The following is a 21,120-nucleotide window of genomic DNA, read 5'->3' as shown; positions in this document are numbered from 1 at the left end:
CGTGTCGCGGGAAGTGGCGCAGCTTGGTAGCGCACCTGCTTTGGGAGCAGGGGGCCGCGGGTTCAAATCCCGCCTTCCCGACGGGAAGTATTCTTCCTATGCGGGTGTAGCTCAATGGTAGAGCTCCAGCCTTCCAAGCTGGCCATGCGGGTTCGATTCCCGTCACCCGCTCTCTTGTGCAGGGGCAGGGCTAGTCGGTTTTTTAGTCCTGGTGTCTTCGATGGCGAAAATAACATCATCAACATCTTCGCCACATCGTCTTCCGCGTTTTTGATCGGAGAACCCCCTATGGTATTGATGAAAACCATAGCTAGACTGGCGTTGGGGTAGGTGAGAGTGGCTGCGGTCTTTGGTGCCGTGGTTGACAGGGTGCTTTTTCCAGATAGGTGTTGTTCATGCAAAGTATCGATGAGCCGGAGAGGCAGGCAGTTACGGATGTTGTAGACGCCGACGGTAGTCATCCTGATTTGACGCAAGAGGAGGCCGATCTCGATCGTAGACTTTCCAGGATCGAGGGTCAGGTGCGAGGCATCCGGCGCATGGTCGCTGAGGGTCGCGATTGCAAGGAGCTGACTACTCAGTTTGCTGCAGTGGCGAAGGCGCTGGATAGGGCTGCAATAAACTATTTGACGGCCCACCTCATCTACTGTATCGAGAATCCGGAAGTGGCACGCATGGAGGGCACCTCGATCGAAGAAGTGCGTCGTTTGTTGGGCCGACTTCTTTGACACCTTCATGACCTTGTGCCTAGAGCTTGTATGCTTTGGTTGCTATGCGCTCATCTGCTGAACTTCATCAAGAGTCCAATTCTGCCATTGTTACGATCGAACTCCGCGACGAGGAGCTTCGGCCGTATCTTGATCAAGCGGTGCGAAAGCTCCGTTCCCAGGTAAGGATCCCTGGATTTCGAAAGGGTCATGTGCCGACCTCGGTGCTAGTGGCGCGACTGGGCCAGGAGGCCGTTCGCCGTGAAGCGGTCGAGGACGCGGTTCAGGAGAATTACGAGGGGGTGATAGTCGAGAATGGTCTCGATGTTATCCAGTCTCCTAATCTCCGTATCGTGGACGGGGCCGAGGAGGGTGATGTCAAGGTCGAACTTGACGTTGCACTTCGCCCGGTAGTCAAGGTGGAGGGTATCGGGTCCATTGAGATCGAGGTGCCACGCGTCGAGCTCACTAATGCTGATGTTGATACCGTTATCGATAGCATTCGCGAGCAGATGGCTACCCTCAATGAGGTGGAGCGAGCTGCCGAGGAGGGCGATCAGGTTACTTTCAACGTGATCACCGTCGACGGTGAAAGGGAGGATGTAGTCACCCCGTACCTCACTGCGCGACTTGGGAAGGGCGAGGTGTCTTCCGAGTTTGAGGCCGCACTCGTAGGTTCTCAAGTTGGTGACAAGGTTCCTGTAGCGACCACCGGTGAGTCGGAGTCGGCAGAGGACGGAGAGGCTCAACCCGATACCAAGAGCACCGTACTCGAGGTTCTTGCGGTTCGTGAGTTAGTACTACCCGAACTAGATGCCGAATTCGTCGGTCAAGTTTCTGAATTCTCTACCGTCGAAGAGTTGCGGGAAGACGTTCGCTCGAGTATGACCACAAGAAGAGTCACAGAGGCGAGGTCACTTTTCGAGCAGCAGCTGTACCAGAAGGTCCTTGAGCTCACCGAGCCTAAGACTGTCCCTGAGGCACTTTTGAACTCTGCATACCAACAAGAACTGCACGAATTTGGTCACGCTCTCGATGGTTCTGGCATCTCACTTCGCCGCTACTTGGAGATGAGCCAGCAGGATGAGAATGCACTTGCCGGGCAACTTAGCTCGAAAGCAGCTCAGTCAGTTCTTTGGGATTTGGCATTACGAGCGATTGCTATCGACGAGGCTGTCAGCGTTGAACCAGCTGAGGTGCAGGCCGAGATCGAGAGGCTTACTGCATCAGGAGCGATCGAGAGCCGTCCCGGAGGCATCTCGCCACTTCAGGAGTTTCAGGTTCGCACGACGCTGATCAAGCAGAAGGCCTACCAACGGCTCGCAAACGTTGTGACGATCAAGGATGTGGACGGCAACGAAGTGACGCTGTCGCAGCTCGGACTTGACCAGCTCGTGGAGGCTGAAACTGATGTCGACGCTGAGCCCGCTGCGGTTCCAGAACAATAAAAGCGGCAGCGCTACTAGAATGAAACGGTTGCTCGCTTAGGCGCAGGCCGAGGAGCGGATTATGGAGATCGAGAGGTTGCATGCAAGCGTATAATTATCTGGTTCCGACCGTCATTGAGACGTCCTCAAGGGGTGAGCGAGCTTATGATCTTTACTCTCGGCTTCTGCGTGAGCGAATTATCGTACTTGGAACGCCGATCGACGACGCGGTAGCTAATCTCGTCTGTTCTCAGCTGCTCTACTTGGAGTATGAGGATCCGGATCGTGATATCAATCTTTATATCAACTCTCCTGGAGGTGAAATCACTGGCCTGTTTGCCATCTACGACACAATGCGATATATCCGTCCCGATGTCTCTACGCTCTGCTTCGGGCAAGCTGCTTCAGCTGCTGCAGTGGTTTTGTCGGCAGGTGCTAAGGGAAAGCGCTATGCGCTCCCTCATGCTCGGATCCTTTTGCATCAGCCCTATGGTGGGGTAGGCGGGCAGGCCACCGATATCGAGCTTCAGGCTAAGGAGATCCTTCGCATGCGTGATCTTCTCAATCAGATGCTTTCGGAGTCGACCGGTCAAACAGTTGAGAAGATCGCCCATGATACCGATAGGGACTTTATTCTTGAGGCAGATCAGGCACTTGAGTACGGGGTCATCGATGAGGTGTTTTCGTCGCGTGACAACGTTGGAAAATAGGAACTCTCGCTGAAACACGCAATCGTTGCCACGATTGCGATATGGTGGCGGTAGAGGACAAGGAGAGGGTTGGCCATGGCGAAGATTGGTGAAGGCCAAGAGATGGTGAAGTGCAGTTTTTGCGGCATGTCGCAGAAACAGGTGCGTAAACTGATCGCGGGTCCAGGAGTATATATTTGCGATAAGTGTATAGAGCTCTGCAACGACATCATCTCGGAGGAGCTGGGCGCTAAGCCTGAGCCACAGTCTGATGATAAACTTCCGAAGCCTAAAGAGATCATGGAGTTTCTGAATAACTACGTGATTGGCCAGGAGGGGGCTAAGAAGATCCTCTCTGTGGCTGTCTATAACCATTACAAGCGGATTCGTAGCGGCTTGAAGGATGATGTAGAGCTCGCCAAGTCGAATGTCCTCTTGCTTGGGCCTACTGGTTGTGGCAAGACTTTGCTTGCACAGACTCTCGCACGCATGCTTAACGTTCCATTTGCTATAGCTGATGCGACTGCACTGACGGAGGCTGGTTACGTCGGTGAGGATGTGGAGAACATTCTCTTGAAGCTCATTCAAGCTGCAGATTTCGATGTGAAACGCGCGGAGATGGGGATCATTTACATCGATGAGATCGATAAAATCGCACGCAAGAGCGAGAACCCGTCGATCACTCGCGATGTCTCTGGAGAGGGTGTGCAACAGGCACTGCTCAAGATTTTGGAGGGAACTGTAGCTTCAGTTCCTCCACAGGGTGGGAGAAAGCATCCGCATCAAGAGTTCATTCAGATCGACACGACCAATGTGCTCTTTATCTGCGGTGGCGCCTTTGTTGGATTAGAGGAGATAGTCGGGAGTCGTCTAGGCAGACGCGGTATCGGTTTCGCAGGGGCAGTGGCGCAGTCTCGCAGGGAGACTGAAGTACTGCGCGAAGTCCAGCCAGAGGATCTGCTGAAGTTCGGACTCTTGCCTGAGTTTATCGGACGGTTGCCGATCGTTGGCACCATAGACAACCTGGATCGTCCTGCGTTGATTGAGATTTTGACCGAGCCTAAGAATGCGCTCGTCAAGCAGTACAAGAAGGTTCTTGATCTCGATGGAGTTGAACTTGAAATCACCGACAGTGCGCTCGTCGCGATAGCCGATCAGGCGATGCTTCGGGGTACCGGAGCGCGTGGTCTCAAGGCCATTCTCGAAGAGGTACTTCTTGATGTGATGTATGAGGTGCCATCGCGCGATGACATCACCAAGTGTGTCATTGACGAGCAGGTGGTGCTAGAACACGTTGCACCTACGCTGATTCCTTCCGCCCCAGATCAGGATGGATCGACTACCAGGCAAGCATCGTAGTTGCTCGGAATCGAGTGGTTAGAGAGCCTCGCCAATTTCGAGGCTGATCGTTCGGTTGTGCTGTCGTCGCTTGAGTCGGTCAGATCCGCCGCATCAGTTCTCGGAGGAACCGAGTCGGGGCTTAGATTTATCCATGTGGCTGGGACCAACGGGAAGGGAAGCGTTGCAGCTGCGGCTGCAGTCCTCTTGGGTGACATGGGATTCCGGGTCGGGCTTTTCCGATCTCCTCATCTTTGCAGATTGGAGGAACGGGTCATGATCGACGCAGTTCCTGTTGCCGCGGAGCGACTAGATCAGGAGTTATGCCAGCTAGCGGCGATGACAGAGCAGAAGCTTGTGCCACAGCTCACGCATTTTGAGGCGCTCTTTGTTGCAGCGCTCTCGGTGTTTTCGTTAGAAGGGTGTGAAATTGCTGTAGTCGAAGTCGGAATGGGCGGCCGCGACGATGCCACCAATATCATCGACGCGGAGGTCGCGGTGATCACCTCTATCGGCCACGATCACTTGCCACAACTTGGCCCGGAGCTGACGGACGTCTTAGATCATAAATTGGGTATCGTCCATGATGGGGCGACTGTGTGTATCGGAGCTCTCCTCCCCGAGTTGCGATCCATCGCAATGCAACGTTTGGCGCTGAATCCAACTATCTGGATAGAGGATCTCGCTATCGAGCGTTTTCCGGGCGTGGGTGGACAGGAGATAGTCGAACACTCTCCACTCGGAGACCGATCCTTTTTTGTTCCTCTCTTTGGTTTGGCGGCGGCTTGGAACGTGGTGCTGGCGGTGCTGGCGGTAGAGGCACTGCTTGGTCAGCGCCTGTCTAGCGAGCGCATCGAGAGTGGACTGGCACGATTGCATCTGCCAGGATGTTTCGAGGTGTTGCGAGGGGAACACATTTTGGTAGTGGATACAGCCCACAACCCGGAGGCGGCGGCTTCGCTTGGTCTAACGCTGGTTGAGACCTTCGGCAGCGAGAACTCTGTTGGAGTTGTTTTTGGGATGAGTCATGATCGAGACCCCTCCGAATTCTTGAGATCGCTCGCTATCGTTGACGTTGAGGCTTTTGGTCTTTTGGATTGTGGAGTCTCTGTTCCCGTACTTTGGAAGGCGGCAACGGAGGTGTATCCAGAGGCAAGGATCCTTGATTGGTCGCATGAGTTGCGCTCCGTGGGTGAACTCATCGGCTCGTTGGGAACTGAAGTAGTCCTCATCACCGGCTCACACTGTGCCTGCGGCACAGTTCTTTGCAAAGATCCACCAAAGCTGCTGCTAGACGAGAGCTGATGCGGTAGCCTGTAACACTCGTATGGCTACAACATTTATCATTCTAAAACCCGATGCAGTAGAGCGTGGATTAATTGGTGAGATAACGACGCGGTTTGAGCGTCGTGGACTTCGATTTTTGGCGTTTGAATTGAGACAGCTCGAGGCTTCGCTCGTCCAACAGCACTATGCCGAGCATCGAGGCAAGCCCTTCTATGACGACCTGGTCGCATTCTTGACCAGAGGGCCGGTTGTCGTTGGCATCATTGAGGGTCCAGCGCAAGTTGTGGAGATGGTGAGAACGATGATGGGTGCTACGGACTCAGCTAAGGCTGCGCCGGGCACTATACGTGGCGACCTTGCTATGCTCGTTGATGAGAACTTGATTCATGGTTCAGATTCGCCTGCGTCGGCAGAACGCGAAATAGGTTTGTTTTTTCCAGAGTTTCGGCCAGTGTAGGCCAAGCTGCAACATTAGGAGGTAACGTGGCAAAGAGTGGCAGCGGTCTTTTCGGAAGAGACATTGCAGTGGATCTCGGTACGGCAAACACCTTGGTCTACGTAAGAGGCAAAGGTATCGTACTCAACGAACCCTCGGTGGTTGCTATCAATATCAAGGACGGTCGTCCGTTGGCAGTAGGTGCCGAAGCAAAGCGAATGATCGGACGTACCCCCTCCAATATCCAGGCAATTAGGCCGCTCAAGGATGGAGTGATAGCAGATTTCGAGATATGTGAAAAGATGCTTCGCTACTTCATTCACAAGGTGAGTCAGTCCAAGATGGGCAAGCCTCGTATGGTTATTTGTGTGCCTAGCGGTATTACTGGCGTTGAGCGTCGAGCGGTTCAAGAGGCCGCAGAGTATGCCGGAGCACGCAAGCCTGCTTACATCATCGAAGAGCCGATGGCTGCTGCGATTGGTGCTGGTCTCCCGGTTCACGAGCCAGCCGGAAACATGGTTGTTGATATCGGTGGAGGCACCACCGAAGTTGCGGTGATCTCGCTTGGTGGGATAGTGACATCTCGTTCCATTCGAGTCGGTGGCGATGAGATGGACGAAGCTATCATTGCCTACATCAAGAAGCAGTACTCGGTTGCTCTTGGTGAGCGAACCTCTGAGTCGATCAAGATGACTTTGGCCTCAGCGTTTCCTTTAGAGGAGGAGCTCCGTGCTGAGATAAAGGGTCGTGATCTGGTCACCGGGCTTCCCAAGACTATCTCCGTGACTACAGAGGAGATCCGGAGTGCCATCGCGGAACCTATCAACGCCATTGTCGATGCCGTTAAGGTTACGCTTGACAATACTCCCCCGGAGTTGGCTGCCGATATCATGGACCAGGGGATTGTGCTCACCGGTGGTGGGGCGCTGTTGGCTGGTCTCGATCGACGCCTCCATGAAGAGACTGGAATGCCGATCGTTGTAGCCAAGAATCCGCTGCAGTGCGTGGCCCTAGGTTCTGGTCAGTGCTTGGAGGAGTTCGAGGCATTGAAACAAGTTTTGATTACCTCGTCACGCTAGGTCTGCTAACGACTTGTCACGACTACTCGAGCGACCCAGGGTAACACTTGCTGTTCTGATTCTGCTCTCGGTGTCGCTGATCACCATTAACTTCAATGCGACACGGCTCCATGTCGGCTCGTTCAAGGCGGTAGTGGCAGATGTGGTGAACCCGACCAGGTCGGCGCTCGATACCGTGTTTCGACCGCTGGCCAATGCCTACCATGGCGTGGTCCAGTACCCGGCGGATCAGCGCGAGATCGCACAATTGAGGTCGAAGTTAGGTGCTATCCAGCGGTCTCACCTTGAAAATGTAGGCGCATTGAACGCGTTGACTCAGCTCAGCCGTCTCACAAAGCTTCCTTTCGCAACAACACTGGCGTCTGTGCCTGCTGAGGTTATACAGATGACGCCGACAAATCTTCAGCTCACTTTCGTCATTGATAAGGGTTCGGCTAATGGCGTGGCGGTTGGCAACCCCGTCGTAGGTGATGCCGGCCTTGTTGGGCGAGTCGTGCAGGTGACGTCGACGACCTCTACAGTCTTGATGTTGACTGATCCTTCTTCAACCGTGGGTGTGCGAATTCCAAACTCAGGTCAGGTAGGTGCAGCAGTAGGGCAAGGTACTGGACGATCGTTGGCTGTCAACCTTGTGATTCCGGGAACCCATATTAGGCGAGGCGCTGTTTTGGTCACCTCCGGTCTTCAGGGAGAGCTCTTCCCACCTGGGCTACCTGTGGCACGAGTCACCCAAGTCTCGAACCCTTCGGGTGATCTGCAGGAGAGTATTCGGGCGGTGCCGTTGGTCAACTATGCCGCCTTGCAGTATGTATCGGTACTTAAGTGGACTCCGGGGTCGGCTTCATGAGATGGGTGAGGGCGTTTGGTCTGCCGCTCTTGGTCTTTACCGCAGTCGTCGTACAGCGGTCGGGTGCTGGCGACTTTTCTCTGCTTGGCGTGCATCCTGATTTTGTGATGTTGATGGTCGCGGCGGTCGGTGTCTATCGCGGGCGCGAGGTGGGAGCATTGACCGGTTTTTTTGCTGGTTTAGTCGTCGATTCGTTTTTAACGACTCCATTTGGGATATCTGCACTGGTGTTGTGTGTTGTCGGATACGTCGCTGGCGAGGTCGAGCGAGTTGGAGCAACGACTCCTCTCGCTCTCAAAATTCTCATAGTTGGTGCAGCTAGCGTTCTTGGTGAGGTATTGAGTTCGCTGGTCCTATATTTGCTTGGAATCGGCAACCCGCTGCAATCACGGACGCTTGACGAGGTGATCATCGTAGGTGGTATCAATCTCGTGCTTGCGCCGTTAGCGCTCGGACTGTGTCGATTGGTCTTTGGGCCGCAGGAGCGAACTCCGATGCTCGAACGGAGGTAGAGATGCCAATGCAATCGAAGAAGGTCTCATTGAGCTTTCGGGCTCGATTACTTGGGCTGACTGGGCTGGCGTTGTTGGGTGGACTCGTGGCTCGCCTGTATGCCCTGCAGGTGTTGGAGGCCCCGAGCTTTCAACAGGCGGCGGTTCAGAATTCGACGCGCACTGTAGCGGTTCCCGCTCCTCGGGGTCTCATATTGTCACGCGAAGAGAACGTGCTCGCAGGCAATAAGGTAGTTGACGTCCTGGGGTTGTCGCAGTATGAGGCGACGTTGCACCCGAAAGTCGAGGGTCGCGTGGCTCGCCTGTTAGGTATTCCAGTATCTCAAGTAAAAGCCGACCTTCGCAATTCGGTGTATTCGACCTATGTCCCAACACCGATCGGATCCAATATTTCCCAGGTTACCGCGCTCTATGTAGCCGAGCACTCGAGTGAGTTTCCAGGCGTCACCACCACGTTCGAGACGCAGAGAACCTATCCCTACGGCTCGACGGCCGCACACGTGCTTGGTTATGTCGGTGCGATTAGCCCTCAGCAGCTGGCCAAGCTTGCCTCGAAGGGCTACGCTCCTGGTGATCAGATCGGGCTAGCCGGTGTAGAGGCTAGCTATCAAAACTATCTGCATGGAACTCCTGGTTCGGAAAAATTGGTTGTGAATTCATTCGGTCAAGAGGTCGGAGTTGCCTCGAGGTCAAGTGCGAAGCCAGGTGGAGATCTTCAATTGACGATCTCGTTGCCGCTTCAGCAGTATGTCGATAAGGTGTTGGCGCAGCGAGTTAACCAACTGCAAGGTAGCTATAACAGCTATTTCGGCAAGTATTCGAATGACGTCACTGGTGCTGCGGTGGTCGAGAATGTGAATAGCGGATCGGTGTTGGCCATGGCCTCGTACCCAACTTATAAGCCGAGCCAATGGGTGGGCGGTATCTCGTACGCCAACTACGCGAAACTCACCGCGCCTGCTGCACACAATCCACTCTTGAACCGGGCCATTTCGGGTGTCTATACTCCTGGATCGACCTTCAAGCTCGCTACCTCCTCTGCTGCGCTTCAGGATGGGCTGCTTACTCCGACGACCATCATCAACGACACCGGAAAGTTCGTCATTCCTAACTGCTCGGGTTCGTTCTGTAGCTTGCACAACTCTGGTGGTGAGACGCTCGGACCCATCGATATTAGCACGGCGATTAGCGCCTCCGACGACGTCTTCTTCTATACCTTGGGGTATCGTTTTTACACCCAGCAGTCTAAGTTTGGTGCTACCCCGATCCAGAATATGGCGGCAAAGTATGGTTGGGGATCCCCAACCGGGATAGCGCTACCGGGCGAGGCGGCTGGAATGGTTGACTCCCCTGCACTGCGCAAGAAGCTGCATGCACTAAACCCGAAGGCGTATCCGTACAATACCTGGTACGTGGCTGATCAGCTTGAGATGTCTTTCGGCCAGGGGCTTACTGAGATCAGTCCGCTGCAGATGGCTAATGCCTACGCAACCTTTGCGAACGGCGGAACACGGTATGTGCCAAGAATCGCCGAAGGGGTAGTGAACGGTAGCGGTAAGCTCGTCAAGCGCTTTGCTCCCAAGGTTGCAGGACATGTTCCTTTGAGCCCTTCGGTGCGAGCTGCTATTCTCGCCGGTTTCGAGGGTGTTATCTCGAATCCGTTAGGCACTGCCCACGGGATATTCGCGGGATGGCCAGAGAGTAGCTACACACTTGCGGGTAAGACTGGTACTGCGTCGGTGCAGGGCCAAGTCCCTAATGCTTGGTTTGTCGCGTTTGGCCCAGAGCCGAATCCGAAGTACGTGGTGGTGGTGGTAATTAAAGAGGGTGGATTCGGCGATACCGGTTCAGCGCCTGTCGTGAGACAGATATTTCAATACCTAAAGACTCATCCTGTTGGCGCCCCCACCTATGGTTTGAAGCATCTGGCAGCCGGATCTACGGTTGCTCTTAATGCGCCGGCTAAGTCGGGTAACAAGCAGGGGACGTCTTCTAATACGAAGACGACCAAGAAGACGAGTGTCTCCGGATCCGCGACTACCTCACCCACGAAGACAACCATCACCTCGGGTGGTTAGCGATGACGCTGCCGGCGCTCGTCTAGGTGGAGGCTCCCGAGCGATCCCTCGCCTTTGGCCTACTACACTGGCGAGTGAGATGTTGCAGTGCGTTCCAATCGAGTTGACGGTCGTTAAACAGCCGTCGGTAGCCAACGGGGTCGAATCCGTAGGCACTAGGGACCACGCTCAGTCTGTTTTGAGTCATGCGATCAGTGCTCGTCTGCATTGGTACTATCGGCATCTTCCACACTATGAATTGCGCCGTGGTGCCCGCATGAGTGATTTTGAAAGGTTTTTGAATGGAAGATACGAACCCGGTGGGGTCCGGTACCGATGGGGTTGCGAACGAAAGTAAGTCAGCCCAAAACCCACGAACGTCGAGTCGGCGATCGAATTCACGATCTCGCCAAGCGCCAAAGAGTGGAGATGCAGCAGTAGCTAATACGCGCCGTAGCCAATCACGGAGGCGCCCAGCAAAGCCTCAGGCCCCGGTTGAGATGGAGGTTCAGGGTCAGGTGGCCGAGTCTCTCGATGCTGGCGCAAAGATTAAAAGGCGTTTTGCTCAACGTGCACCACGTGAGCGCCATGGCAGACCTGTTGGTCGTTATCAGATGGTGGTTCATGTCGCGGGCGATGTCACTCAAGTCGCCATTCTTGAGGGCAGAACACTTATTCAGCATTTTGTCTCTAGGGCGTCGGATTCACAATCGAATATCAGCGGCAATATCTATCTTGGGAGAGTGGCGAATGTGCTCCCGGGGATGGAGGCTGCCTTTGTGGATATTGGCACCAACAAGAATGCCGTTCTCTATCGGGGTGATGTTCGCTATGATCGAGAGGACTTAGAGTCGTTCGATCGTAACGTCCGGATCGAGCAGTTGCTACGGCCTAAGCAAGTGGTCATCTGCCAGGTGGTGAAGAATCCGATTGCTCAAAAGGGTGCAAGGCTTACCCAGGAGGTGTCGTTGCCGGGACGCTTCGCCGTTTTGCTTCCGGGCGGTGGAAGCTTTGGTATCTCCAAGCGTCTGCCCGATGATGAGCGTCGCCGCCTTCGACGTATCCTCGACGACGTAGCGCCAGAGGGTTTTGGTGTGATTCTACGTACTGCGGCAGAGGGTTCCACGAAGGAGGAGCTCAAGCGTGACGTCGATAGCCTGATGGAGTCGTGGAAAAAGATTGAGGAGATGGCCAAGTCGGCCCATGCTCCAGCCCTCCTCTATCGAGAGCCGCCATCAGCAGTCCGTGTCATTCGTGAGGAGTTCAATCGTGAGTTCCGTAGCGTTACCATCGATGATATGTCCCTATATCAAGAGATAGCTGGCTATGTGTCTGCGATCTCTCCTGAGTTGGCTGATCGGGTGGAGTATTTTGATTCAGCCGCCGAGAAGCTGGCGATTTTTGATCAGTTTCACGTCCGCGAGCAGCTTCAGAAGGTTCTTGAGCATAAGGTATGGCTCCCCTCTGGTGGATCTATCGTGATCGATCGAACGGAGGCGTTGACGGTTATTGACGTCAATACCTCGCGTAATGTTGGTACCGTCTCGCTCGAAGAGACTATCCACAAGAACAATCTCGAGGCGGTCGAGGAGATAGCTCGGCAACTGAGGCTTCGCGACATAGGCGGTATTATAGTGATCGACGTAGTCGACATGATAGAGGCACAGAATCGTGAAGACGTCATGCGTGCGTTTAGGGCGGCGCTGGCGCGTGATAAGACCAAGACTCATGTCTACGAGATGTCGCAGTTAGGCTTGGTGCAGATGACTCGGCATCGGATCGCCGAGGGACTGGTAGAGGCGTTATCGGAGATCTGTCCAAGCTGCGGTGGAAGTGGCTACGTTATCGACCCGATGATCACTCAGTAGGGCCTATACTGATCCCGATATGTATGCAGTTGTTGATGTAGGCTCTAAGCAAGCCAAGGTTTTTGAGGGCAGGACAGTTCTCGTCGAGCGTATTCATGCGCTCGCTGGAGACGAGGTGTCCCTTCGTCCGGTTTTGTTCGTTGACGACGATCGTGTTCTAGCGCGATCTGATGAACTCGCTCGGGTAACGGTTCGTGGCGAGATTGTTGACGAGGTCAAGGGTACTAAGGTTATCGGATTTCGATACAAATCGAAGGCCAACGAGCGCAAGCATTTCGGACATCGTCAGAAGTACACCCGGGTCAAGATTACATCGATCGTGGCCGAGTAACTGATCGGCTAGCGGTGTCGAGTGCTTCCTGACGCTCACGGTTAGTGTGGGTTGGGTGTATGCTCTGATACTGAGTATGGTCAGGTCCACGAGAGTGGACGGTGGACTAGCAGGGCATCTGGGTCTTGGGTTCTGTGTTGTATGATGACATGAATCAAGAGGCGAGTTTAATGCCGACAAAACAGAGTTAATGTTGTAGCAGAATTGAGGAGACTATGTCTAAGACTAAGGGTGGTGGATCGACTAAGAACGGTCGCGATTCAAATGCGCAGCGGCTAGGAGTCAAAGTCTATGGCGGCCAGACTGTTCAGGCTGGTTCCATTATTGTGCGCCAGCGCGGCACCAAGTTTTATCCTGGTGTCAATGTTGGACGAGGCAGCGATGATACTTTGTTTGCGAAGGACTGCGGCCAGGTCGTCTACGGTCTGCATCGAGGTCGTAAGGTCGTCTCGGTCATCTCGATGGAACAGGACGCACACAAGTCATAGCGCTCGCTTTTGCAAGGGTGAGCGGATCTCAGGCTTTCCACGCGATTAGACAAACGGGCCCTATGGCAGTGTCGAATCAATCAGGATTTGCGCGGCGATCTTGGTGGATGATCGTGTGGAGCTTGTTGAACATCAGGATTCCATAATGGATATAGAAGGCGGGGTCTCGGGACTCCGCCTTCGTTGGTTTGAGCGAGGTGAGGATGGCGGAGTTCGTAGATGCTGCGCAGATCCATGTGAAGGCTGGTAATGGGGGGGCTGGAGCGGTCTCATTTCGACGAGAGGCCCATGTGGATCGTGGTGGTCCAGATGGTGGCGATGGTGGGAAGGGCGGCGATGTAGTACTTGTGGTCGACCCACAGCTGGCGTCGTTGATTGTATTTCGGGACCAACCGTTTCGCCGTGCGGGCGATGGCGCGCACGGACAAGGGAAAAAGATGCACGGAGCAGGAGGACGCGACCAGGTGGTAGGTGTGCCTCTTGGAACGGTGGTGCGTGACTTCGATGGAACCCTGATTGCTGATCTTGCCGAGACCGGCTCGAAAATTGTGATCGCTAGAGGCGGGAGAGGCGGTGCTGGTAATGCTCGATTCCTCTCAAACCGTCGCCGTGCCCCTGGTTTTGGAGAACAAGGAGAGGTGGGGGAGGAGTTTTGGTTCAACTTAGAGCTCAAGCTCAAGGCTGATGTCTGCTTGATTGGGGAGCCGAATGTTGGCAAGTCTTCACTGATCGCCAACATATCCAGAGCTCGTCCGAAGATAGCAGATTATGCGTTCACGACCTTGGTCCCAAACCTGGGTGTAGTGCGCCCTCCAGATGCCACCGAGTACATCGTGGCCGACATCCCGGGTCTGATCGAGGGGGCCAGCGAGGGCCGTGGTTTGGGGCATGCGTTTTTGCGTCATGTGGAGCGAGCGGTAGCATTGGCATTGGTAGTGCCGGCGGATCTGGAGGAGGTTGTGATGCATGAGCGTGTCAACCAGCTGCTCCACGAACTGACCAACTATCAAGAGTCTCTTGGCCATCGCCCACGGGTGCTCGTTGGTACTCGACTTGATCTTGTCGATGACGAGGAGCAGGCGAGGGAACGCATGTCGCGGGTAGCCGAGGATTTCTCGATGCCCTTGGTAGGGGTGGTATCTAATCTAGATCGCCAAGGGATGTCGAGTGTGGTCTATGGATTTGCCAAAATCGTGGAGTCAGCAAGGGCCTCTGCGCCGGCGACTGTAGAGAAGATGATCTATCGACCTCGCCCTAACTTTGAGGTCAATGTGACTCGTACAGGCGACGCTAGCTTTGTTGTCGAGGGGCGGGATGCCTTGCACGCCGTGGGGTTGAGTGATCTCGGTCAGGCTGACGCACTCGCAATTGTGCACACGCGGCTAGAGCGTATGGGAGTCTTTCGTATGTTGCGACGCCTGGGCTGCCGAGAGGGAGATAGTGTCAGAATAGGAAGCTTTGAGTTCACCTTCGAGGAGGACTGATGTCCGTATCTCGTCTGGTGGTGAAGGTAGGGACGACATCTTTGACCACCGAGGCCGGTGAGTTTCGCAGCGATGTAGCCTTAGCCCTAATCGAGGGCATAGATGCAGTGCGAAGGATTGGGGTCGAAGTCGTCCTGGTCGTATCTGGAGCGATAGCGCTTGGTGTCCGTAGACTAGGGATTGAGCGACCGACCGAGCCTGCAGTACTGCAGGCTATTAGTGCGGTTGGGCAGGTTGAACTGCTCGCGCAACTCTCTCAACTCTTTCGGGGTCGAGGGTTAGAGATCGGGCAGATACTTCTGGCTCCACAGGATTTTGGTGACCGTCGTCAGTACCTGCATGCGCGATCGACGCTCGAAGGGCTTCTGCGTATGAACGTAGTTCCAGTGATCAACGAGAACGATGCGGTAGCCAATGAGGAGATACGTTTTGGAGACAACGATCGCCTAGCCGCTCTTGTGTCTCATCTGGTCCATGCTGACCTTTTACTCTTGCTTACCGATCTTCCAGGCGTCTATGATGCTGATCCGAATTTGGTCAGCGATGCTCGACTGATCGAGCGGCTAGAGGTCGATGCATTCGATTCTGTCGAGGCACGTGGATCAGTGTCCGGTAGAGGAAGTGGTGGAATGTCTTCAAAGCTGGCGGCGGCCAGCATCGCCGCTCGTTCAGGGGTGGACTGCCTGATTGCATCTGCACAGACCGAGTCGGTTGTGCTGACTGCAGTGTGTTCACGCCCGTACCCGTCCACGCTCATTCCCTCCCTCGGGGTGCGCGAACCTGCTCGTCGGCTGTGGATAGCCTATGCCACTGATCCGGAGGGTCTACTCGTCGTGGATGAAGGGGCTCAAGCTGCCCTGCGGACCGGTTCTGCCTCGTTGTTGGCGGTTGGCGTTAGCGAGGTGAGAGGTCGATTCATAGCAGGGAACGTCGTTGAGATTGCGACCGCTGAGAGTGGAGTGTTCGCGCGCGGTATAGCTCGGGTTGATGCATCAGCGATTCTTGGAACTCGAGGAGTCATTGTCCACCGAGACGATCTCGCTCTTGTGGTGCCAGGTGTAGGCAGTCGCGGTGCTCAACCGTTACGCTAGGAGAATGGAGAGATCGACTGTAGATACGCCGCCACCGGGGAGATCTCCGAGTGCTGGCACCGCCGAGCCAGTTCCCAATCAGGTTGGCCTTGAGACTATGGCCAAGGAGGCGAGGGCGGCACAACGCTGGCTGGCGGCTAGCTCAGGCGCACTCCGCGGTCAGCTACTCGAAGCAATGGCGACAGCGCTCGAGAACGATATCACCGAGATCCTACTCGCTAACCGCCGAGATCTCGATGGTTCAGCGGCACTGACGGTTGCTCAGCGTGACCGACTGACGCTCAATGCGGCACGTGTCGAGGCGATGGCTGCCTCGGTTAGAGAGGTGGGTCGCCAACGTGACGTGGTGGGTGAGGTCGTCGACGGCTGGGTGCTGCCCAATGGTCTCCGTGTGCGTAGGATTCGAGTTCCGCTTGGCGTGGTAGGGGTAATCTACGAGAACCGCCCGAACGTCACCTCGGATGCGAGCGCATTGGCCCTGTACTCGGGCAACGCTATTCTGTTGCGTGGCTCGTCGCAGGCGTTCTACTCAAATAGGGCCATCGTGGAGTCGCTCAGGAGCGCCATTTCAGAGGTTGGCTTACCGGAGGGACTTGTTGGTATGGCGACCGAGACGAGCCGCGAAGGTGCACTCGCATTTATGCAGCTTGGTGCGGCCATGGATGTGCTAATACCACGAGGTGGGCCAGAGCTGATTGCCACGGTTAGATCGCAAGCTACGGTGCCGACGATCATAGACGGAGATGGCAACTGTCATGTCTATGTAGATGCAAGCGCAGATCTTGGGATGGCGGTGGATATCATCAAGAACGCTAAAACGCAACGGCCTGGGGTGTGTAATGCTATGGAGACGCTGTTGATCCACGTGGATGTGGCGGAGCCGTTGTTGCGCCTACTCGATGAGGAGTTGGCGGCTGTCGAGCTTCGCGGCGATGAGCGTACAAGGCAAATCTGTGAACGTGCATTGGAGGCGACCGAGGAGGACTACGCTCGTGAATTTTTGGACCTCATTCTGGCGGTGCGGGTCGTTGACAGCTTGAATGAGGCGATAGATCATATTCGGCGGTTTAGCTCTGGCCATTCAGAGGCGATCATCACTGAAAGCTTTGCTAACGCACAATGCTTTGAGCGTGAGGTTGATGCAGCGTGTGTCTTGGTCAACGCTTCAACTCGGTTCGTTGACGGTGGCCAGCTTGGAATGGGCGCTGAGATCGGGATCAGCACTCAGAAGCTGCACGCGCGGGGTCCGATGGGTATTGAGCAGCTTACCACCACCAAGATAGTGATCGAAGGGGAGGGGCAGGTTCGTCACTAGCCTGGAGTGGTGTTGTTTCTTCAAAGTCAAGAGGAGGTCTCTGATGCACTCTCGCAGGTTGGCTACCTGCCGAGTACAGAGATCGCCACGACCGTCTTCCTCGCTACCAAGCTTTCGAAACCCATCTTGGTTGAAGGACCTGCTGGAACCGGTAAAACCGAGCTCGCCAAGGCTTTGGCACGGGCGTTTTCGCTAGAGTTGATTCGACTTCAGTGCTATGAGGGTCTGGATGAGTCGCGCGCATTGTACGAATGGGATTACCGCAAGCAACTGCTCGCCCTTCAGGCGCATGCTGAGCAGGAGGTACAGTCGATTTTTTCATCGGAGTTCCTCTTGGAGCGACCCTTGCTGGCAGCGCTACGTGGAACGACTGAGAAGATATTGTTGATAGACGAGGTAGACCGGCTCGAGATCGAGACTGAGGCGCTGCTCCTCGAGGTCCTGGCGGAGTTTCAGGTAACTGTTCCTGAGTTGGGGACGGTGACGGCGACCTCCAAGCCTATCGTTATTTTGACCTCCAATGGTATGCGCGAACTCTCGGAGGCACTGAAGCGAAGAGCGCTCTACCTATACCTCGACTATCCTAGTCAAGCTCGCGAGCGGGATATAGTATGTGCTGCCATTCCTGAGATCGAGGAGGAGCTTGCAGATCGGCTAGTCTCGGTCGTTGCACGGCTGCGTTCTTTGGATCTCAAAAAGAGTCCCTCTATTTCAGAGACGCTAGATTGGGCTCGTTCACTGCTGGCTCTCTCGGTCCAGGCCCTTGATGACGAGGTGATGGCGTCGACACTCCCCATCTTGTTGAAAAATCGCGCCGATATCGAGAGAGCCGCCAAGGAACTCTTGACACGGAGCTAATGTGCTGCTGACAACTCTGCTCGCTTTCGTCTACGCCTTGCGGTCTGCGGGGGTTTCCCTTGGCCCGTCTTCGGTCATCGACGCTGCTTCAGCGTTGATGACTATAGATCTCCTAGACAGGGATGTGGTGCGAGCAGCATTGGCAGTCACCTTGATCAAGGAGCAGTCGTCGCTGACTATATTTAATCGGCTCTTCGATGTATTCTTCGCTGCTGGGTCGCATCTGGACTCGTCGGTGGAGGACGACGATCTGGGAGCTGCGATTCGGGATGCATTGTTGTCCGAGGATTATCAGCGACTCAACGAGCTGGTAGGTCAGGCTGTCGAGCGTTTTGCTGGTGTCTCACCGGAGCGGCCAGTCTCGGGCGTCTATTATGCGTATCGAACCTCTAGAGCTCTTGACCTCGATCGTCTGCGTTTTGAGCTTCTGGCAGGTCTGGCGACTCGTCAAGAGGGGGAGGCGACCTCCGTCTTTGATGACCCCGACTTTCAAGCCTCTCAGCGGCTCAAGGAGCTGAGTCAGACTATAGATCGGGAGGTGTTGTCGCGTATTGTCGAGGCCAGAGGAGCTGCAGAGGTGGCACGCACGCTTGGCCTCCACTTGCCGGAGGATGTGGAGATCATGCACGCCTCACGAGAGGAACTTCGGGAGTTGCGGCGTATAGTCACGCCACTGGCTGTCAAACTTACTGCAAAGCTTGAACGCCGTCACCGAGCTCGGAATGTGGGCCGACTCGACTTTAGGGCGACTATTCGGCGGTCGTTATCTACTGGTGGCATTCCGCTTGATCCGATTACTCGTGATGATCGACCTATGCGTCCGGAGGTGGTGCTGTTGGCTGATGTCTCCGGGTCGGTGGCATCATTCGCGCGCTTTACCATGCAGCTTTTGTTCGCACTCTCGCATGAGTTGCGGCGGCTCAGAAGTTTTGCATTTATAGATGAGGTAGATGAGGTTACCGAGCTTCTCGCTGGAGATCAGGATATCGAAGCCGCGCTGCGCGGCGTGGCGCAGTCCGCCAAGGTGGTCGGTTTAGTAGGACACTCAGATTATGGAGCGACATTTCGTCACTTCGATGAGCGCTACGGGTCAGCTATTTCGCCATCGACTACCGTGGTGATCTGTGGTGATGCACGGTCTAACTATCATGAACCAGAGGCAGATCACTTTCGAGCCTTCGCCGAGCGAGCGAAGGCGACCTATTGGTTGAATCCCGAGCCGCAGGGCTACTGGAATACCGGTGACTCAGCTTTGGGCCACTACTCCCCTTGGTGTAGCGCGGTGGTCGAGTGTCGCACCCTGCGCCAACTAGAGCACTTTGTCGAACAGGTCCTCTAGCAACTAGCGTCCTCATCCACTGCTCCACCAAACTGGCTCGTGGTACCGTACTGGACGTAGCGGATAGTGCCCCCACCGAAGGGTGCATAGCTATAGCCTGCAGTTCCAGAGCAGACAGATGCGGGGCTGGCTCCTGGATCGGGCACCCATAGCGGGGAGCCCGAGGGCAGTGCTGCTCCGTTGGGCGCACCGGCAGTGATCTGTGACCATTGGTAGTTCGTTGAGTAGAAGCCGACATTAGCGACTCCGAGCGACTCTAGCGCGGCTATCGAACCCAGGATGGCGTCGTAGTTGTGAGCGCCGTTGCCGGTCCAGCTTCCGCCGCTCTCTATATCTAGCCACCAGGTATTGCGAACGATGGAGGGAAGGTTGGCAGCGTTGGCATTGAGTGTTGCGGTGTCGTAGGCAAAGATCGCCTGTTGCCAACCAAAGTTGAAGTTCGCACCTGGAGCCGCGCATGAGTGTCCAGCATCCACGTAGAGTTGGCAGCCTTGGGTAGTTACTGGAGTGTTGGCGAAGGTACCGGTTGCGGTGGGTTCGTCGTACTGGCAAGTAGTTGAGTTCCAACCGGGCAGCGAGGTGCCAACCGCTGCGAGACCCACGTCGGTGCTGTTGTTCGCACACCCACTCGGAACGAAGTCGGTGACAGCAGGGTTAGCGTTGCTTGGGCTCGGGTTGTCACCGAGGTACACGAAGGGTTGGGTGGCGTTCCCTGCGATCTGGAGGGCGGCCATGAGGCCTTGAGAGATACCACCCGAAGGTACTCCACATGATGGGCTGTTCGGGGGTGCGTAGTCGAAGCTGAAGGGGTAGCCGTTGGTCTCTACGAACATGAGCCCCTGTGGCGAGTTAGGAAGATCTTGGCAGTTCCAGTTGGAGACGTCATACCCATGTATTTGTGGAACCATCACCATCGCCACGATCGGGGCCGGTATCTTCTGGCTTCCGAGCGAATTTAAGAATGGGGCAGACCCGAAGTTAAAGACCCCACCGTCAGCGGCGACGAGCCAGTAGCCGTGGCCTCCAGGGGTGACCGTCATGCCAACCACCGGTTTATTCAAGGGGTGCGATCCACTCAAACCCGTAAGTCCGTCTGAGTAGGTGGAGCCGTAGAATCCTGCGTTCCCAAAGTCGAAGACCCCACCGTCGGCCGCGACCATCCAGTAACCGCCACCGTTGGAGGTAGCAGCCATGCCAACGATAGGGGCGTTGAGTGGATGAGATCCAGAGAGACCGGTGATGCCATAGGTATAGGTGGAGCCGTAGAATCCTGCGTTCCCAAAGTCGAAGACCCCACCGTCAGCCGCGATTAACCAGTAACCCTGCCCGTTAGCTGTCGGAACGATGCCAACGATAGGGGCGTTGAGTGGATGGGATCCAGAGAGACCGGTGATGCCATAGGTATAGGTTGATCCATAGAAGCGAGCATTCCCAAAGTTAAAAACCCCACCGTCAGCGGACACGAGCCAGTAGCCCTTGCCATTTGGGGTAGCAGCCATGCCAACGATAGGAGCGTTGAGTGGATGGGATCCAGAGAGACCGGTGATGCCATAGGTATAGGTTGATCCATAGTTGGTGGCATTCCCAAAGTTAAAAACCCCGCCATCTTTACCGACCATCCAGTAACCGCCACCGTTGGAGGTAGCAGCCATGCCAACGATAGGGGCGTTGAGCGGATGGGATCCAGAGAGACCGGTGATGCCATCTGAGTAGGTGGATCCATAGGTTTGTGTACCAAAACCATAGACCGAGCCATCGGCACCTGCGAGCAGATAACCAGCACTCGCGGTAGTCGTGCTGGTGAGGTGGGAGGGCGGAAGCGATGTGCTAGTTGTCCTCCCCTGTGCTTGTGGGATCGCGATAGCGGCGAGAACGAGTATGAGGCTTATGGCCAACGAGCGTAGGCTAGTTTTAAGGCCGTGTCTGAACATGATACCCCCAGGCAACGGTGAATCGACGGTAGTTAT

Annotated in this window: 19 protein-coding genes and 2 tRNA genes; 20 read left to right on the top strand and 1 reads right to left on the bottom strand. The window is 55.3% G+C overall.

The genetic code is table 11. From position 1 onward, the window contains the following. The first annotated feature begins 7 nt into the window (after positions 1 to 7). From FEAC_RS00315 to FEAC_RS00220, 20 genes are all read left to right on the top strand, one after another. Positions 8 to 81 (top strand) — tRNA-Pro (locus tag FEAC_RS00315). A 19-nt stretch (positions 82 to 100) separates the two neighbouring features. Beyond that, positions 101 to 171: transfer RNA gene (locus FEAC_RS00310), tRNA-Gly, on the top strand. A 224-nt stretch (positions 172 to 395) separates the two neighbouring features. After that, positions 396 to 728: a metal-sensitive transcriptional regulator gene (locus tag FEAC_RS00305; RefSeq protein WP_052565004.1), complete on the top strand. Its 333-nt coding sequence runs from the start codon at positions 396 to 398 to the stop codon at positions 726 to 728. A 44-nt stretch (positions 729 to 772) separates the two neighbouring features. Next, the gene (gene tig / locus FEAC_RS00300; protein ID WP_035388134.1) at positions 773 to 2,155 is read left to right on the top strand and encodes a trigger factor; all 1,383 of its coding nucleotides are present in this window, start codon (positions 773 to 775) and stop codon (positions 2,153 to 2,155) included. Positions 2,156 to 2,235: 80 nt separating this feature from the next. Further along, entirely contained in the window at positions 2,236 to 2,844 is a 609-nt protein-coding gene (locus FEAC_RS00295; protein ID WP_035388136.1) for an ATP-dependent Clp protease proteolytic subunit, read from the top strand. A 75-nt stretch (positions 2,845 to 2,919) separates the two neighbouring features. Beyond that, positions 2,920 to 4,182 carry an ATP-dependent Clp protease ATP-binding subunit ClpX gene (gene clpX, locus FEAC_RS00290; RefSeq protein ID WP_035388137.1) on the top strand — a complete coding sequence of 421 codons (1,263 nt, stop codon included), beginning with the start codon at positions 2,920 to 2,922 and terminating at the stop codon, positions 4,180 to 4,182. Then, positions 4,183 to 5,466, top strand: coding sequence for a bifunctional folylpolyglutamate synthase/dihydrofolate synthase (locus tag FEAC_RS00285; RefSeq protein ID WP_035388138.1), 1,284 nt, complete (start codon positions 4,183 to 4,185; stop codon positions 5,464 to 5,466). Between the two features lie 22 nt (positions 5,467 to 5,488). Next, positions 5,489 to 5,905 carry a nucleoside-diphosphate kinase gene (ndk, locus tag FEAC_RS00280; RefSeq protein WP_035388139.1) on the top strand — a complete coding sequence of 139 codons (417 nt, stop codon included), beginning with the start codon at positions 5,489 to 5,491 and terminating at the stop codon, positions 5,903 to 5,905. A 26-nt stretch (positions 5,906 to 5,931) separates the two neighbouring features. Then, the gene (locus FEAC_RS00275) at positions 5,932 to 6,963 is read left to right on the top strand and encodes a rod shape-determining protein (protein ID WP_081900917.1); all 1,032 of its coding nucleotides are present in this window, start codon (positions 5,932 to 5,934) and stop codon (positions 6,961 to 6,963) included. A 13-nt stretch (positions 6,964 to 6,976) separates the two neighbouring features. After that, positions 6,977 to 7,810 carry a rod shape-determining protein MreC gene (gene mreC / locus FEAC_RS00270; protein WP_052565002.1) on the top strand — a complete coding sequence of 278 codons (834 nt, stop codon included), beginning with the start codon at positions 6,977 to 6,979 and terminating at the stop codon, positions 7,808 to 7,810. Beyond that, positions 7,807 to 8,322 (top strand): rod shape-determining protein MreD, encoded by a 516-nt coding sequence (gene mreD, locus FEAC_RS00265; RefSeq protein WP_052565000.1) that lies wholly within the window; start codon positions 7,807 to 7,809, stop codon positions 8,320 to 8,322. Before mreC ends, mreD begins: the two co-directional genes overlap by 4 nt. A gap of 2 nt (positions 8,323 to 8,324) precedes the next feature. Next, the gene (gene mrdA, locus FEAC_RS00260; protein ID WP_035388141.1) at positions 8,325 to 10,400 is read left to right on the top strand and encodes a penicillin-binding protein 2; all 2,076 of its coding nucleotides are present in this window, start codon (positions 8,325 to 8,327) and stop codon (positions 10,398 to 10,400) included. Positions 10,401 to 10,681: 281 nt separating this feature from the next. Next, positions 10,682 to 12,247: an Rne/Rng family ribonuclease gene (locus tag FEAC_RS00255; protein ID WP_052564998.1), complete on the top strand. Its 1,566-nt coding sequence runs from the start codon at positions 10,682 to 10,684 to the stop codon at positions 12,245 to 12,247. A 19-nt stretch (positions 12,248 to 12,266) separates the two neighbouring features. Then, the gene (gene rplU, locus FEAC_RS00250) at positions 12,267 to 12,578 is read left to right on the top strand and encodes a 50S ribosomal protein L21 (RefSeq protein ID WP_035388142.1); all 312 of its coding nucleotides are present in this window, start codon (positions 12,267 to 12,269) and stop codon (positions 12,576 to 12,578) included. 215 nt (positions 12,579 to 12,793) lie between these two features. Beyond that, positions 12,794 to 13,066 (top strand): 50S ribosomal protein L27, encoded by a 273-nt coding sequence (rpmA, locus tag FEAC_RS00245; RefSeq protein WP_035388143.1) that lies wholly within the window; start codon positions 12,794 to 12,796, stop codon positions 13,064 to 13,066. Positions 13,067 to 13,269: 203 nt separating this feature from the next. Then, complete coding sequence (gene obgE / locus FEAC_RS00240; protein ID WP_035388144.1) at positions 13,270 to 14,550, top strand: GTPase ObgE; 1,281 nt, start codon at positions 13,270 to 13,272, stop codon at positions 14,548 to 14,550. After that, positions 14,550 to 15,641, top strand: a complete 1,092-nt coding sequence (gene proB, locus FEAC_RS00235) for a glutamate 5-kinase (RefSeq protein WP_035388145.1) — start codon at positions 14,550 to 14,552, stop codon at positions 15,639 to 15,641. The genes obgE and proB overlap by 1 nt, the downstream gene beginning before the upstream one ends. 97 nt (positions 15,642 to 15,738) lie before the next feature. After that, complete coding sequence (locus FEAC_RS00230) at positions 15,739 to 16,956, top strand: glutamate-5-semialdehyde dehydrogenase (RefSeq protein WP_035388258.1); 1,218 nt, start codon at positions 15,739 to 15,741, stop codon at positions 16,954 to 16,956. A 9-nt stretch (positions 16,957 to 16,965) separates the two neighbouring features. After that, complete coding sequence (locus FEAC_RS00225; RefSeq protein WP_035388259.1) at positions 16,966 to 17,814, top strand: AAA family ATPase; 849 nt, start codon at positions 16,966 to 16,968, stop codon at positions 17,812 to 17,814. Position 17,815: 1 nt separating this feature from the next. Further along, a complete protein-coding gene (locus FEAC_RS00220; RefSeq protein WP_052564996.1) occupies positions 17,816 to 19,153 on the top strand; it encodes a vWA domain-containing protein in 1,338 nt (445 codons plus the stop codon). On the opposite strand, the gene FEAC_RS00215 is transcribed toward FEAC_RS00220, so the two are convergent. Continuing rightward, complete coding sequence (locus tag FEAC_RS00215) at positions 19,150 to 21,048, bottom strand: glycoside hydrolase family 25 domain-containing protein (RefSeq protein ID WP_152622990.1); 1,899 nt, start codon at positions 21,046 to 21,048, stop codon at positions 19,150 to 19,152. The genes FEAC_RS00220 and FEAC_RS00215 overlap by 4 nt on opposite strands. Positions 21,049 to 21,120 lie beyond the last annotated feature (72 nt).

The sequence above is a fragment of the Ferrimicrobium acidiphilum DSM 19497 genome, from assembly GCF_000949255.1.
Taxonomy (GTDB): domain Bacteria; phylum Actinomycetota; class Acidimicrobiia; order Acidimicrobiales; family Acidimicrobiaceae; genus Ferrimicrobium; species Ferrimicrobium acidiphilum.
Note: the sequence above shows the minus strand (reverse complement) of the source record. Positions and strands in the feature narration are given on the sequence as shown.

What these genes read in the sequence shown, in the direction of transcription:
- mreD (WP_052565000.1), top strand. Translation starts at nt 7,807, where the DNA reads ATGAGATGGGTGAGGGCGTTTGGTCTGCCGCTCTTGGTCTTTACCGCA.
- rpmA (WP_035388143.1), top strand. Translation starts at nt 12,794, where the DNA reads ATGTCTAAGACTAAGGGTGGTGGATCGACTAAGAACGGTCGCGATTCA.
- FEAC_RS00230 (WP_035388258.1), top strand. Translation starts at nt 15,739, where the DNA reads ATGGCCAAGGAGGCGAGGGCGGCACAACGCTGGCTGGCGGCTAGCTCA.
- FEAC_RS00305 (WP_052565004.1), top strand. Translation starts at nt 396, where the DNA reads ATGCAAAGTATCGATGAGCCGGAGAGGCAGGCAGTTACGGATGTTGTA.
- proB (WP_035388145.1), top strand. Translation starts at nt 14,550, where the DNA reads ATGTCCGTATCTCGTCTGGTGGTGAAGGTAGGGACGACATCTTTGACC.
- mrdA (WP_035388141.1), top strand. Translation starts at nt 8,325, where the DNA reads ATGCCAATGCAATCGAAGAAGGTCTCATTGAGCTTTCGGGCTCGATTA.
- tig (WP_035388134.1), top strand. Translation starts at nt 773, where the DNA reads ATGCGCTCATCTGCTGAACTTCATCAAGAGTCCAATTCTGCCATTGTT.
- FEAC_RS00295 (WP_035388136.1), top strand. Translation starts at nt 2,236, where the DNA reads ATGCAAGCGTATAATTATCTGGTTCCGACCGTCATTGAGACGTCCTCA.
- ndk (WP_035388139.1), top strand. Translation starts at nt 5,489, where the DNA reads ATGGCTACAACATTTATCATTCTAAAACCCGATGCAGTAGAGCGTGGA.
- rplU (WP_035388142.1), top strand. Translation starts at nt 12,267, where the DNA reads ATGTATGCAGTTGTTGATGTAGGCTCTAAGCAAGCCAAGGTTTTTGAG.
- obgE (WP_035388144.1), top strand. Translation starts at nt 13,270, where the DNA reads ATGGCGGAGTTCGTAGATGCTGCGCAGATCCATGTGAAGGCTGGTAAT.
- clpX (WP_035388137.1), top strand. Translation starts at nt 2,920, where the DNA reads ATGGCGAAGATTGGTGAAGGCCAAGAGATGGTGAAGTGCAGTTTTTGC.
- FEAC_RS00255 (WP_052564998.1), top strand. Translation starts at nt 10,682, where the DNA reads ATGGAAGATACGAACCCGGTGGGGTCCGGTACCGATGGGGTTGCGAAC.